At 67.7% G+C, this 12,895-nt stretch carries 13 protein-coding genes and 2 pseudogenes; 13 read left to right on the forward strand and 2 right to left on the reverse strand.

Annotated features, from left to right (window positions below; all coding sequences use genetic code 11):
• The first annotated feature begins 52 nt into the window (after window positions 1-52).
• The 3 genes and pseudogenes from ACNKFW_RS21905 to ACNKFW_RS21915 all read left to right on the forward strand — a co-directional run bounded on the left by ACNKFW_RS21905 (window position 53) and on the right by ACNKFW_RS21915 (window position 3,155).
• Window positions 53-1,039: an extracellular solute-binding protein gene (locus tag ACNKFW_RS21905; RefSeq protein WP_024844574.1), complete on the forward strand. Its 987-nt coding sequence runs from the start codon at window positions 53-55 to the stop codon at window positions 1,037-1,039.
• A 56-nt stretch (window positions 1,040-1,095) separates the two neighbouring features.
• Window positions 1,096-2,126, forward strand: a pseudogene (locus tag ACNKFW_RS21910) (proline racemase family protein).
• Between the two features lie 12 nt (window positions 2,127-2,138).
• Window positions 2,139-3,155: an Ldh family oxidoreductase gene (locus ACNKFW_RS21915; RefSeq protein WP_143091240.1), complete on the forward strand. Its 1,017-nt coding sequence runs from the start codon at window positions 2,139-2,141 to the stop codon at window positions 3,153-3,155.
• Between the two features lie 412 nt (window positions 3,156-3,567).
• Here the strand turns inward: ACNKFW_RS21915 and ACNKFW_RS21920 are convergent, their stop codons facing one another.
• Window positions 3,568-5,223, reverse strand: a complete 1,656-nt coding sequence (locus ACNKFW_RS21920) for an acyl-CoA synthetase (protein ID WP_333484306.1) — start codon at window positions 5,221-5,223, stop codon at window positions 3,568-3,570.
• 827 nt (window positions 5,224-6,050) lie between these two features.
• On the opposite strand from ACNKFW_RS21920, the gene ACNKFW_RS21925 reads away from it, so the two are divergent.
• The 10 genes and pseudogenes from ACNKFW_RS21925 to ACNKFW_RS21970 all read left to right on the forward strand — a co-directional run bounded on the left by ACNKFW_RS21925 (window position 6,051) and on the right by ACNKFW_RS21970 (window position 11,861).
• Entirely contained in the window at window positions 6,051-6,677 is a 627-nt protein-coding gene (locus ACNKFW_RS21925) for a TetR/AcrR family transcriptional regulator (protein WP_333484307.1), read from the forward strand.
• A 10-nt stretch (window positions 6,678-6,687) separates the two neighbouring features.
• Entirely contained in the window at window positions 6,688-7,131 is a 444-nt protein-coding gene (locus ACNKFW_RS21930) for an SRPBCC family protein (RefSeq protein ID WP_024844579.1), read from the forward strand.
• Between the two features lie 97 nt (window positions 7,132-7,228).
• Entirely contained in the window at window positions 7,229-7,717 is a 489-nt protein-coding gene (locus ACNKFW_RS21935) for a VOC family protein (RefSeq protein WP_147429320.1), read from the forward strand.
• Window positions 7,718-7,740: 23 nt separating this feature from the next.
• Window positions 7,741-7,848, forward strand: a pseudogene (locus ACNKFW_RS21940) (glutamine cyclotransferase); the annotation flags it as partial.
• A 98-nt stretch (window positions 7,849-7,946) separates the two neighbouring features.
• Entirely contained in the window at window positions 7,947-8,354 is a 408-nt protein-coding gene (locus ACNKFW_RS21945; protein WP_147429319.1) for a cupin domain-containing protein, read from the forward strand.
• 4 nt (window positions 8,355-8,358) lie between these two features.
• A complete protein-coding gene (gene aac(3) / locus ACNKFW_RS21950) occupies window positions 8,359-9,228 on the forward strand; it encodes an aminoglycoside 3-N-acetyltransferase (protein WP_418025645.1) in 870 nt (289 codons plus the stop codon).
• Window positions 9,229-9,243: 15 nt separating this feature from the next.
• On the forward strand, window positions 9,244-9,651 hold the full coding sequence (locus ACNKFW_RS21955) for a VOC family protein (protein ID WP_418025647.1): 408 nt from the start codon (window positions 9,244-9,246) through the stop codon (window positions 9,649-9,651).
• A gap of 5 nt (window positions 9,652-9,656) precedes the next feature.
• Window positions 9,657-10,091, forward strand: coding sequence for a class I SAM-dependent methyltransferase (locus tag ACNKFW_RS21960; protein WP_333483827.1), 435 nt, complete (start codon window positions 9,657-9,659; stop codon window positions 10,089-10,091).
• A 25-nt stretch (window positions 10,092-10,116) separates the two neighbouring features.
• A complete protein-coding gene (locus ACNKFW_RS21965; protein ID WP_418025649.1) occupies window positions 10,117-10,803 on the forward strand; it encodes a hypothetical protein in 687 nt (228 codons plus the stop codon).
• 479 nt (window positions 10,804-11,282) lie between these two features.
• Entirely contained in the window at window positions 11,283-11,861 is a 579-nt protein-coding gene (locus ACNKFW_RS21970; RefSeq protein WP_418025651.1) for a hypothetical protein, read from the forward strand.
• Here ACNKFW_RS21970 and ACNKFW_RS21975 read toward each other — a convergent pair.
• The gene (locus tag ACNKFW_RS21975) at window positions 11,839-12,858 is read right to left on the reverse strand and encodes a LacI family DNA-binding transcriptional regulator (protein ID WP_333483824.1); all 1,020 of its coding nucleotides are present in this window, start codon (window positions 12,856-12,858) and stop codon (window positions 11,839-11,841) included. The two genes, ACNKFW_RS21970 and ACNKFW_RS21975, sit on opposite strands and share 23 nt — an antisense overlap.
• Window positions 12,859-12,895 lie beyond the last annotated feature (37 nt).

A 12,895-nucleotide genomic window follows, 5' to 3' on the forward strand; every position in this document is an offset into this window, starting at 1 on the left:
GCGCCCAGCCGGGCAGGACCGCAAACATAACTTGCAACAGGAAGGAACAACCATGAAAAGACGCGGATTCATGATGGCCTGTGCCTTGGCAATCCTGCCTCTGCCGGCTTTGGCCCAAGATGGCGGCAAGGTCGTCATCTATACCCCGAACAACGCGCAGGCGGTCGAGGCCGTGACGGAGGTCTTTTCCGAAAAGGCGCCCGAACTGTCGCTCAGCACGATCACCGGCGGCAGCGGCCAGTTGCTGCGTCGGGTCGAGGCCGAGGCAAGCGCACCGCAGGGCGACTTGTTCTGGAACTCAAGCGAGAACACGCTGGCGGGGTTCCGGGAATATTTCGAACCCTATGCCTCGCCCGAGGCCGAGGCAATCCAGGACGATCTCAAGCGGCCGGAAAGCCCCTGGACCGCCACCAACCTGCATGTCGTCGTGGGGATGGTGAACACGGACCAGCTTGGAGAACTGCCCGCGCCGACGAAATGGCAGGATTTCCTGGATCCGGCCTGGAAGGGCAAGGTCGCGATTGCCGATCCGAACAACAGTTCGACGGCCTTCACGATCCTTTGGGGCTTCGAAAAGCTCATGGGAACCGAGGCGCTGAAGCAACTGGCCGCGAATGTCGTGGTAAACAGCTCGGCTTCCGCGGTGTTGCGGGGCGTGGGGCAGGGCGAGTTCGCTGCCGGCTTCACCTATGAATCGAATGCCTACGCCTTTGTCGCCGGCGGCCAGGCCGAGATTGCGCTGCTTTATCCGGAGGAGGGAACCTTCACATCCCCCGAGTTCCAGGCCCTGATCAAGGGCGGCCCGGCGCCGGAGGCCGCCCGTCGTGCGTTCGACGTGATGCTGTCGAGGGACATGCAGGTCGCCCTGCTGGAAAACACCTTCCGCCGCCCGAGCCGCGCGGATATCGACGTGTCCGAACATGTCGACCTGCCGGCGCTGGACAGCCTGAAGCTTTTCCCGACCGACGAGGCCGAGGCAGCCGCCAATCGCGACGATTTCCTGGCCCGCTGGCAGGAATATGTGAAAGCCGGGCAATAACCCCCAATGCCGCCTTCCCCGCCGGGGGAGGCGGCCCTTACTGATGGAGCCAAGCCATGCGCTGGAAGCGGACCCTGAACGTTGTCGATAGCCATTGCGAGGGCGAGATCGGCCGGGTGATCACCGGAGGGGTCGGGCAGGTTCCCGGCCAGACCATGTTCGACAAGAAGCTCTGGCTTGAAAGCAACCTGGACGAGATCCGCAAGCTGGTGCTGTTCGAGCCGCGCGGTGCGGTCTGGCATAATGCCACATCATCCTGCCCTCCAACCACCCGGAAGCGGCGATGGGTTATGTCATCCTCGAGACGACGGAATATCCGGCCATGTCCGGCTCGAACACGATCTGCGTGGCGACCGTCCTGCTGGAAACCGGCATTCTGCCCATGGTCGAGCCGGTGACCGAACTGGTGCTCGAGGCGCCCGCGGGGCTGATCCGGGTCCGCTGCGAATGCCGGGACGGCAAGGTGCTGAGCGTCCGTTTGGTCAACCAGCCCGCCTTTTGCTATCACCGGGACGCCATGGTCGAGGTCGCCGGCCTGGGCTCGGTCCGCATGGATGTCGCCTATGGCGGCATGACCTATGCCATGGTCGAGGCGGCCGACCTGGGCTTTGCCATCGAACCGCACGAGGCGCGCGACCTTTGCGACCTGGGCCAGCGTCTGAAGGCGGCAGCGGTCGAGCAATTGCCGGTCGCCTATCCCGGAAACCCCGACATGCCGGGCATCACCAATACCGAGTTCATGGGGCCGCTGCGCCGCGAAAACGGCCGGCTGATGGCGCGCAATACGGTCGTCGTCTCGCCCGGACGCTGCGACCGCTCGCCTTGCGGCACCGGCTCTTCGGCGCGCCTGGCGCTGATGCATGCCCGCGGCGAGATCAAGCCGGGCGAGACCTTCATCCACGAATCGATCACCGGCAGCCGCTTCACCTGCCAGATCGACGGGCTGACCCGGCTTGCGCAATACGATGCGGTGATCCCCGCCATCGCCGGGCAGGCCTGGATCACCGGCCTTTATCAGATGGGGCTCGACCCGACGGATCCCTATCCCCAGGGCTTTACGCTTGCCGACACCTGGTTCGACGGTTGACCGAGAGATGACATGATGACCTTTGCCCTTGACCCGAATGCCACGCATGTCCCGTTCGACCTGCTGGTCCTGCGCCTGCGGAGCCTGCTGGAGGAGGCGGGCGCCTCGGAAGAGGTGGCGGCGATCCTTGCCCGGAACTGCGCGGCGTGCGAGCGCGACGGCACCTTCAGCCATGGCGTGTTTCGCATCCCCGGCTACCTTTCGACCTTGCGCAGCGGCTGGGTGGACGGTCATGCGCAGCCGCAGATCGCTCGTGTCGGCGCATCCTATCTGCGCATCGACGCCATGAACGGCTTCGCCCAGCCGGCCCTTGAGGCCGCGTGCGAGGACATCCGGGCCATGATCGGCGAAAGCGGCGCCGCGATCGTCGCGCTGCGCAATTCGCATCATTTCAGCGCGCTCTGGCCCGATGTCGAGCCCTGGGCCGATGCCGGGCTGGTTGCGCTGACCATGGTGACCGGAGGGCCGGCCGTCATGCCGAGGGGCGTTGCCCGGCCGGTTTTCGGCACCAATCCGATTGCCTTCGCCACGCCGGTCGAGGGCGGCATGCCCATCGCGATGGATTTCGCCACCTCGTCCATGTCGCAGGGCGACCTGCGCATCGCGCGGGACGAAGGGCGGCGCGTTCCCCTTGGCACCGGGATCGGTCGGCAGGGAAGGGATACGGAAGACCCCGCGGAAATCCTGGACGAGGGCGGCATCCTGCCGTTCGGGGGCCACAAGGGCGCCCTGTTGTCCCTGATGGTCGAGCTGCTCGCCTCGGCCCTGACCGGCGGGCCCTTCTCGCATGAGGTGGACATGTCCTCGGCGCCGGGGGCCGAGATTCCGCGCACCGGGCAGTTGCTGATCGTGCTGGACCCGCAGCGCGGCGGCAATGACCGGTTCGGCGGGCGCGTTGCCGGGCTGGTGCAGATGCTGCGTGACATGGGAATGGCGCGACTGCCCGGAGACCACCGCTACCAGCGCCGCGCCAAGGCGGCTGCGCAAGGCGTGCCGATCACCCCGGCGATCCGGGCATTGTTCATCTGAAGCCGGGAAACCGGCCGGATGGCGCAGATGCGGCTTTCCGGTGCAGCCTGCAATGGTGGCCGCTCATGGTCATCCTCGTCCCAGGTTCGATCTTGCTGTGACATGCAATCGGGCATGGCGGGCGGCAATCCTGCGGCTGAGCGATCACGCCCCTTTCCCCGCCGATGCCCTGCGCCGCGCGATCCTTGCGCAGCCGAGCCCATGGAGCCGATGCACGCGATGCGATACGGCGCCGGATCGCGGCGGTCCGGGTCGCGCGCTGCGATGCGCTCGCCGGACGCCTTGACGCATCGCATCCTTGCCGGAGCAGCCGCCGAAAACGTCGCCGGCCGCATCCGGGACCGCGCGGTTATCGACCGGACCGGGCAAGGCCGATGCGGCGCGAGAAGCAGCAGAGTCCGCTGCCCGCCTTTCAGGCGGTTTCGCGCGCCAGTTCGGCCGCCCGCGCGCGCAGCGCGAATTTCTGGACCTTGCCGGTCGAGGTCTTGGGCAGCGGACCGAACACCACCCGCGACGGGCATTTGTAGCCCGCAAGGCCCGCCCGGCAATGCGCGATCAGCCCGGCCTCGGTTTCCTCGCCGCCCTCGCGCAGTTCCACGAAGGCGCAGGGGGTCTCGCCCCATTTCTCGCTGGGCATGGCGACGACAGCGCAAAGCGCCACGGCGGGATGGCGGTAAAGCTGCTCCTCGATCTCGATCGAGGAGATGTTCTCGCCGCCCGAGATGATGATGTCCTTGGAGCGGTCCTTGAGCTGGATATAGCCGTCGGGATGCATCACCGCCAGGTCGCCGGAATGGAACCAGCCGCCGGCAAAGGCCGCCGCGGTCGCGTCCGGGTTCTTCAGATAGCCCTTCATCACCACATTGCCGCGAAACATCACCTCGCCCAGCGTCCGGCCGTCGGCAGCCACGGGCTGCATGGTTTCCGGATCCATCACCGCCAGTTCGTCCAGCGACAGGTAGCGCACGCCCTGCCGGGCCTTGCGCGCCGCCTGCTCGGCGGGCGGCAGCCCGTTCCAACCGGGGTTCCATTCGTTCACCACGGCCGGGCCATAGGTCTCGGTCAGGCCGTAAAGATGGGTGACGCCGAAGCCGGCCTGCGCCATGGCTTGCAGCACCGTCTCGGGCGGCGGGGCGGCGGCGGTGTTGAACATCACCTGCTGCGGAAAGCTGCGCTTCTGGTCGGCCGGCGCGTTCAGCAGGGTGGACATGACGATGGGCGCCCCGCACAGATGCGTGACGCCGTGATCGGCGATGGCGTCGAAGATCGCGCCCGCCCGGACCCAGCGCAGGCAGACCTGCGTGCCCGCCTGGACCGGCACCGTCCAGGGAAAGCACCAGCCGTTGCAGTGAAACATCGGCAGCGTCCACAGATAGACCGGATGCCGGCCCATCCCGGCATGGATGATATTGTTCAACGCCATCAGCGCCGCGCCGCGATGGTGATAGACGACGCCCTTGGGATTGCCGGTCGTCCCCGAGGTATAGTTCAGCGAGATCGCGTCCCATTCGTCGCCGGGCAGGGCGCCCGGGAAATCCGGGTCGCCCTCGGCCAGAAGCTGCTCATAGTCGAGGCGGCCGATGGGTTCGCCCTTGGGATGGGGGGCATCGTCGGGATATTCGGCGTCATCGAAGTCGATCACCAGCGGCCGCACCCTGGCCAGCGCCAGCGCCTCGGCGGCCAGCGCGGAAAACTCGCGGTCGACGATCAGCACGCGGCTTTCCGCATGGTCCAGCTGGAAGGCGACGGTCGCCGGATCGGAGCGGGTGTTGATCGAATGCAGCACCGCGCCCCCGGCCATCGGCACGCCGAAATGGGCGTGGATCATCGGCGGCGTGTTCGACAGCAGGACCGAGACGGTATCCCCCCGGCCGATCCCCCGGCCCAGCAGCGCCGAGGCCAGCCGGCAGCAATCGGCCCAGAGCCGGGCATAGCCGTGGCGCTGGCGGCCATGGATCAGCGCCGGATGATCGGGAAAGGTCCGCGCCGCCCGCCGCAGGTAAGAGATGGGCGTCATCGGCTGGTGGTTGGCTGCCGTCCGTTCCAGCCCCTCGTCGTATTTGGTCATGCTTCTCCCCCCAATTCGTAGCCTGGCCCGGTGCCTGGCACCCGGCGTGTCGTCTGGTCGCCGGCCGGCCCTGCGCCCCTCCCCGAAGCCGCCGCACGGGGACCGCGCTTTCGGCCCAGTCTCCCGCGCCCCTGCCGCCAGCAGCGAGCGCCGGCCCGAGGCGCAATAGAACGCATAAATCCCGCCCCCGGTAAAGCGAGGCTTGCGACGGGGCTTCGGGGTCGATCCAGAACGCCCTGCCGTCGCCGGCGACGCGCGGTGCCGCCTACGCCATCGATGCGGGGGCCGGCCAGCCTGGGCAAGCAGAACCGTGGAGATCCTGACGCCCGGGGGCGCGCTGGCGACGCGGCATGCCGGGAAGCGGCTCGACCATCAGGCACGCCGGGGTCGCCGCATCGCCATGGCCTGCTGGCGGCCAGGCTTGCCGGATGGCACGGCTTTTCGCGCCGTTCCCGGATCGGGCCTGCCGATAGGCGATCCACACCATGCCGAATGGCCATGCACGGCAGCGGGGATCGCGCGAAAGCGAGAGATGCAGGCCGTATATCCTGCAAGAGGCCGGGGCCGGTCGGGATGGCATGCCAGCCATCCGGGCACATGGGTCACGCCAATCCCGAACCGTCGCTGCACGAGGCCAACAGATCGAGGCCGAGCGCCGCGGAACTGGACGGCATGGGCATTCCCCATACCCGCGCCGGCGATCGGGGATTGGTCGCGGCAGCGGCCGGCCCGCGATCCGAGGGGCCAGCGAGCAACCTCATTGCCGCGCCACTTCGCCCTTGATTACATACCAACCAGTCGGTATCCTTGATTCCAAGGAGAGTGACATGCCCGCCCGAATCGCGAAACCCAGCGCCCGTTCCAAGCTGCTCGATGCCGCCCTGTCGATGATCCGCGCCAAGGGCTACTGCGCCACCACGGTCGACGAGCTATGCGCCGCCGCCGGTGTCACCAAGGGCGCCTTCTTCCATCATTTCAAGAACAAGGACGAACTGGGCGCCGCCGCCGCCGAGCATTGGTCCGAGGTGACAAGCGCCCTGTTCGCCGCGGCGCCCTATCACGATCAAGCCGATCCGCTTGACCGCGTGATCGGCTATGTCGCCTTCCGCAAGGCCTTGCTGCAGGGCGGCGTGCCCGATTTCACCTGCCTCGTCGGCACCATGCTGCAAGAGGTCTATGAGACGGCTCCGGCCATCCGCGAGGCCTGCGACCGCAGCATCAGCAGCCATGCCCGGACACTGGAGGCGGATATCGCGGCGGCGATGCGCGACCGGTCCCTATCGGCCGACTGGACGCCAGAATCGCTCGCCCTTCACATCCAGGCCGTGCTGCAGGGCGCCTTCATCCTCGCCAAGGCAAGAGGCGGGCCGCAGGTCGCCGCCGACAGCATGGACCACCTGACCCGCTACCTGACGCTGCTGTTTGGCGCGGGTGGCGAAAACCCCAACCGGTAAGGAGACCGACATGCCCAGCACCATCACCCTGCATCGCGTCATCGCGGCGAAGCCCGAAAAGATCTACCGGGCTTTCATCGAACCGGATGCCATTGCCAGCTGGCTTCCGCCCTTCGGCTTTCTCTGCACCGTCCATGAACTGGACGCCAGGGTCGGCGGCAAGCACAGGATGTCCTTTCGGAACTTCACCACCGGGGACAGCCATTCCTTCGGCGGCGAATATGTCGAACTCGTTCCCGGCGAGCGGCTGGTCTACACGGACAGGTTCGACGACGCGAACCTGCCGGGCGAGATGCGGGTCACCGTCACGCTGAAGCCCGTGTCGGTGGGCACCGAGATGACCGTCGAGCAGGCCGGCGTGCCGGACCTGATCCCGGCCGAGGCCTGCTACCTGGGCTGGCAGCAAAGCCTGCGCAAGCTTGCGAGCCTGGTTCAGCCCGAAATCAACCAGTAGCGGCGGCGGATCGCTGCCGGCAGAGCGGCAAACGGAAACCGAGCAAGGGAAGACCCCGTTCACCCTGTGCGAAGCCCCAGACCAAAGGAGACCAGAGATGACCGATCTTGTCACATGCCTGTGGTTCGACCATGGCGAGGCCGGAAAGGCGGCCGCATTCTATGCCGCCACCTTTCCCGACAGCCATGTCGACCAGGTGATCGCTGCCCCGTCCGATTATCCCGGCGGCCAGGCGGGCAACGAGCTGACCGTCGAATTCACCGTCCTCAATCGCAGGTTCATCGGCCTCAACGGCGGCCCGGCTTTCACGCCGAACGAGGCGGTCAGCTTCATGGTGCTGACCGAAGACCAAGGAGAAACCGATCGCTACTGGAACGCGATCGTCGGAAACGGCGGCAAGGAAAGCGATTGCGGCTGGTGCAAGGACCGCTGGGGCCATTCCTGGCAGATCACCCCGAGGCGGCTGATGGAACTGATGGCCGACCCCGACCGCGCCAAGGCCAAGCGCGCGATGGAGGCGATGATGACGATGCGGAAAATCGACATCGCCCGGATCGAGGCGGCTGCCTCTGCCGGGACGGCGTGACGGGGCAGGGGATAAGAGCCGCCGGGGTCTCGGGTCCGGGGTCCGATGGCGGCGCGCGGTTCTTCTGCGGCGGCGGCAGCAGCGGCACGCTGAGGGTGGTTCTGCGCAAGGCGGATCAGGACGCGACTTAGGGCCTCCGGGCATTGGGGCTCCTCGCTAGGAACCTGACAGCGGGGCCTCGGCAGGCTATGCTGTCGGGGTCCTTTCCATCGGACCCCGGGAGGCAGCGATGAGCGACGATCACACCGGCAAGGGCATCCTGCATCTGCCGCCCGACAAGGGGCGGCGCTATGAACTCGGCCGGATGACGGCGGTGTTCAAGGCCGACGAGGGCGAGACGGCTGCGCGCTACAGCGTCTCGGAATGGTGGCTGGAGCCCGGCGCCGACGGCCCGGGCGCGCATGCGCATGAGGGCAATGACGAGATCTTCTACGTCATCGCCGGCACGGTCAGCTTCCTGGCCGGGGAGGACTGGCTGGACGCGCCGCAAGGGACCTTCCTGCGCATCCCCGCCGGCGTGGCACATGACTTCAGGAACCGCACCGCCGAGCGTGTCGGTCTGCTGAACGTCTTCATCCCCGGCGGGTTCGAGCGCGACATGCCCGCCATCGCCGACTGGTTCAGGGACAATCCCTAGGCCCATGCGCAGCAAGGCCACGATCACGGCGGATCTCCGGCGGCTTGGCCTGCGGTCGGGCGATCTGGTGATGGTCCACGCCTCGCTGAAGGCGCTCGGCCCGGTCGAGGGTGGCGCGGCCGGGGTTGCCCAGGCGCTGCTGGATGCCATGGGGCCGGGCGGCACGGTGATGGGATATGCCTCCTGGGACCGCTCGCCCTATGAGGAGACGCTGAACGGCGCCCGGATGGACGAGGATCTGCGCCGCGATTGGCCCGCCTTCGATCCCCGGACTGCCGGGACATATCGCGGCTTCGGCCTGCTGAACCGGTTTCTGGCAGAACTGCCCGGTGCCCGGCGCAGCGCTCACCCGGATGCCTCGATGGTCGCGGTCGGCCCGCTGGCCGGCGCCCTGGTTGAACCGCACCGGCTGGGCCAGGCCCTGGGCGAGGGCTCGCCGCTGGAACGCTTCGTCCGCCTTGGCGGCAAGACCCTGCTGCTGGGGGCGCCGCTCGATGCCGTGACCGTGCTGCATTACGCCGAGGCCGTCGCCGACATTCCCGGCAAGCGCCGCGTGAGCTACGAGATGCCGATGCTGGGCCCGGATGGCCGGACGGTCTGGGAGGCGGCGACGGATTTCGACTCGAATGGTATCCTCGATTGCTTTGCGGTCGAGGGCCGGCCGGATGCGGTCGAGACCATCGCCCGCGCCTATGTCGCGACGGGCCGGCACCGCGAGGGCATGGTCGGCGCCGCGCGCTGCCATCTGTTCGACGCACAGGATATCGTCGCCTTCGGCGTCGGCTGGCTCGAGCGGCAATTCGGATCGGCGCCGCATCAGCGGTCATGCCGGGACGGCCGGGACATTCGGACCGGGCAAGACGACCCAATCTGACAGGAGGAATGCCTGATGGAAGCTCCGCGCATCTACCCGACCTTCCGCTTCCGCGACGCGGCGGCGATGATCGACTGGCTGGAAAGGGCCTTCGGCTTCACCACCCACGCGAAATACGTGGATGGCGACAAGGTCGCCCATGCCGAACTGGCCTTCGGCTCGTCGATGATCATGTGCGGCGACGACAGGGAGGACGCCTATGGCGAGATGGTGGGCCAGCCGTCGGGGCAGGGCGGCAAGTCGCTCTATATCGCCGTGGACGATGCCGACGCGATGTTCGCCCGCGCCCAGGCCGCCGGCGCGGCGATCGAGGAAGGGCTGACCGACCGCGACTATGCCAGCCGCGAATTCATCTGCCGCGATCCCGAGGGCAATCTGTGGTGCTTCGGCACCTGGTGGCCGAAGGTGACCGACAAGGGCTGAGCATCATGGTCCAGCGGATTTCGCACCGGATCGCAGCCTTCATCGACGCCTTGCCGCTGGCACCGGGCCAGAGGGTGCTGGAGATCGGCTGCGGTCCGGGCGTGGCGGCCCGCGCGGTTTCCCGCCGTGTCGGGAACGGCTTCGTCCTCGCCATCGACCGCTCGGCCAAGGCGATCGACAGCGCGGTGGCAGGATCGAAGGCGGAAATCGCCACCGGCCGCCTGCGGTTCCTGCAAGCGGCGATCGAGGATTTCGCATTGCCGCCGGGTGAAGAGCCCTTCGACATCGCCTTTGCGATGCGTGTCGGGGCGCTGGACGGGCGCCACCCGGATATCGAGCAACGCGCCCTTGAACGGTTGCGGATCGCGTTGAAGCCGGCGGGACGGCTGTTCATCGACGCCGGCCATCCGCTCAGGGAGATCAGGCTGGGAACACGGTGACGGTTCGGCTTGTGCAAGATACCGGGTGATCCGGAAACCGTTCCGCGTTTCAATGCGCGACCGGATCGCCGGCCCCGCAGCTCGGGCAGGTTGTCGCTGCGTCACAGCCCCCCTTGCATGCGCCGCCCGCCATGCCTACCTGCGTTTGCGACCCGCCGGCAGCGAAAACAGAACAAAGGGCATGCTGACGATGCGTTTTCTGCTGACATTCCATTGCGAGGCGACCGGCCAGTGGCGCTGCCTCGACACCGCGTTGCTTGCCGCGTTCCGCTCGGGCAGGGCCGAGGATCTGCCCGCGGCCCTGCGCGATGAGCCGGATCTGGTCATGCGCTGGCTGCTGGGGCGCTATGAGATCGCGAAGGCGCTGATCCCCGCGACGACAGGCCCGGCGGGGCAGGATGGCCTGATCGCGGTCTATGCCTTGGACCCCGACCGATCCGTGATCGGTTTCGAGAACGCATATAACGGCGCCTGGCTCGAGATGTTCCTGCTTGAGAACCGGCCGATCGGCCATATCGGCATGTGCAAGGTTTCTGCGCCGTCCGTGGCGATGGTCAAGCTGGAGGAACGGGCGGCGCGGCCCCTGTGGACTTCCGACGCGGCCTGCCACCAGACGGTGAGCCGGATCATCGAGCATCAGGAAATGCTGGACAAGCGGCGCAAAACCGGCGCCGGGCGGGAAAACGCCCCGGTGGAGAGGCTGAAGACATAGGCCAAGATCGTGGCACATCGCCGGCTGGTCTGCGTTGCAGGCGATATCTGCCAAAACCGGGACCGCATGTCATTCTTCTGACGGGCGGGCGGTGATCGACGCGCGGGACCATGCGGTGAAGCCGCGCATGCCGCTGCCGACGCATCCGAGCAGCCCGAGGCCGGCAAGGACGGCCGGACCCCCCCGACGGTGAAGGCCCCGCATGACAAGAAATATCCCGACTATCGCGAAGGGGCGCCGGATTCGCTGCTGCGCATCGCCCCGGACGGGCTGGGGGCGGGTGCGCGTGATCCCGGCCATGGCGGCGAGGGTCCGCGAACATCCGCTCGGCAGGGGCGCATGCCGATCATCGGCCCATGCAGGATGCCTGGCGTCCTGAAAAGCCGGGCGATCCTCTGACCGCGCCGGCCCCCGGCCTCATCGGGGGCATTCAGCAAGGCGTTCCTGCCCCCGCCGCAGGGCGGCAAGGCCGCCCTTTCGTGGTCGAGGCGGGCAGCATCCGCATCGCCGCCCTGGGCACGCAATCCTCGGCCGATCTGCAAGCCGGCGATGTCGAAGTGTGGGTCGCCGAGCACAGCGCGCGGGTCGAGCCGGTCGCCGGCCCCGCCGCGCCGGTCGTGCTGGCCGAGGGCATGGGCGTCGATGCCGGGCCCCATGCCATACCGGCCCCCGTGCCGCGCGACATGCACCTCGCCCATGCCTGGCGTTCGGGCGAACTGGTCTTCGACGACCGGCCCCTTGCCGAAGTGGTGGCCGCGCTGCACCGCCATCGCCACGGCAGCCTGCTGCTCCTGACCGTCAAGCAGCCGCTGGACAAGCTGCACCCGGGTCACTGCCAAGCGCCTTCGATACGGTCATGCGTTCGATCTGGAAGGGGGCGGTTGGTTGGAAGCCGGGCGATAGGGCAGGGGGCGGCGGATGCCCGTCGGCGCGTTGCGCCTGGCACCTTTCGGCCGCCCTGGCCGCAAATGCAGCATCCCCGGCTGTCGATGCGCGACGGGCAGGGGGCGGCAACGACAGGCATCCGGGAGATGGTCAGGCACTGCTGCGCGGAATGAAGCTGCCGGGCAGCAGCACGTCTTCGGTCCGCTTGCCCTCCAGCACCTCCAACAGCTTTTCGGTCATCTGGGTGACCGGCTGGCGATAGGTGGTCAGCTGGTAGGTGGGCGAGGCCGCCAGCGGAATGTCGTCAAAGCCCGTCACCCCCACATCCTGCGGCACCCGCAGCCCCAGCCGCGAGCGCAGGGCATCCATCGCCCCGATGGCGATGATGTCGTTTTCGCAGACCAGCACGTCCGGCCGCCGGTTCAAGGCGTATCCCCGCATGGCGGCAAGAACGCCCTCGAAGGCGGCGCTGAAATCGTATTCGCCGACATGGATCACCGGCACGCCATCGCCGGTCATCTCGCGCCAGCAGGCGTCGAAGCTGTTCTTGCGATGCAGCTTGGCCGATTGCGTGTCCGGCCCGGCCACGAACAGCGGCCGGCGATAGCCCTTGGCATGCAGTTCCGCGGCAATGGTGCGCATCGCCACGCTGTCGTCGCAGGCGATGGTCAGCGTGTTCGGGTTCTGGCTGTAGCGGGCGAAGATCACCAGCTTCTTCAGCCGCCGCGCGCCAAGCGCCGTGTCCAGCACCCGGTCGTCGAAGCGCGTGCCGATCACCACCGCCGCATCCACCCGGCGCTGGCTGGCCGCCAGCAGCGCGGCCGAGGCATCCTCGCTGTCGGACATATGGACCAGCAGCGTCGCCCAGCCGTTCGACCACAGGATCCGGGTCAGGCGCTCCAGCAGCACCAGCTTGTGCGGGTTGGAAAAGTCGTTGGTGATGATCGCCACCAGGTTCGAGCGGTCCGAGGCCAGCGAGGCCGCCAGCAGGTCGGGCGCGTAACCCAGCGCCTCGGCCGCGGCCATGACCTTCTCGCGGCTCTTGCGGGAAATCGAGGCGTCCTTCTTGAAGGCGCGCGCCACGGTCCAGCGCGACACGCCGGCGGCGGCGGCCACGTCGTCGGCGGTCACGGTCTCGTCGATATCGGCCTGATCGGGTGGCATGGGCATGGGCGCAGGTTATCCCAGCCCCGCCGTGGTGGGAAGC

Source organism: Paracoccus sp. TD-10 (assembly GCF_048270675.1).
Classification (GTDB): Bacteria; Pseudomonadota; Alphaproteobacteria; order Rhodobacterales; family Rhodobacteraceae; genus Paracoccus; species Paracoccus pantotrophus.

What these genes read in the sequence shown, in the direction of transcription:
- ACNKFW_RS21905 (WP_024844574.1), top strand. Translation starts at nt 53, where the DNA reads ATGAAAAGACGCGGATTCATGATGGCCTGTGCCTTGGCAATCCTGCCT.
- ACNKFW_RS21915 (WP_143091240.1), top strand. Translation starts at nt 2,139, where the DNA reads ATGATGACCTTTGCCCTTGACCCGAATGCCACGCATGTCCCGTTCGAC.
- ACNKFW_RS21920 (WP_333484306.1), bottom strand. Translation starts at nt 5,223, where the DNA reads ATGACCAAATACGACGAGGGGCTGGAACGGACGGCAGCCAACCACCAG.
- ACNKFW_RS21925 (WP_333484307.1), top strand. Translation starts at nt 6,051, where the DNA reads ATGCCCGCCCGAATCGCGAAACCCAGCGCCCGTTCCAAGCTGCTCGAT.
- ACNKFW_RS21930 (WP_024844579.1), top strand. Translation starts at nt 6,688, where the DNA reads ATGCCCAGCACCATCACCCTGCATCGCGTCATCGCGGCGAAGCCCGAA.
- ACNKFW_RS21935 (WP_147429320.1), top strand. Translation starts at nt 7,229, where the DNA reads ATGACCGATCTTGTCACATGCCTGTGGTTCGACCATGGCGAGGCCGGA.
- ACNKFW_RS21945 (WP_147429319.1), top strand. Translation starts at nt 7,947, where the DNA reads ATGAGCGACGATCACACCGGCAAGGGCATCCTGCATCTGCCGCCCGAC.
- ACNKFW_RS21955 (WP_418025647.1), top strand. Translation starts at nt 9,244, where the DNA reads ATGGAAGCTCCGCGCATCTACCCGACCTTCCGCTTCCGCGACGCGGCG.
- ACNKFW_RS21960 (WP_333483827.1), top strand. Translation starts at nt 9,657, where the DNA reads ATGGTCCAGCGGATTTCGCACCGGATCGCAGCCTTCATCGACGCCTTG.
- ACNKFW_RS21975 (WP_333483824.1), bottom strand. Translation starts at nt 12,858, where the DNA reads ATGCCCATGCCACCCGATCAGGCCGATATCGACGAGACCGTGACCGCC.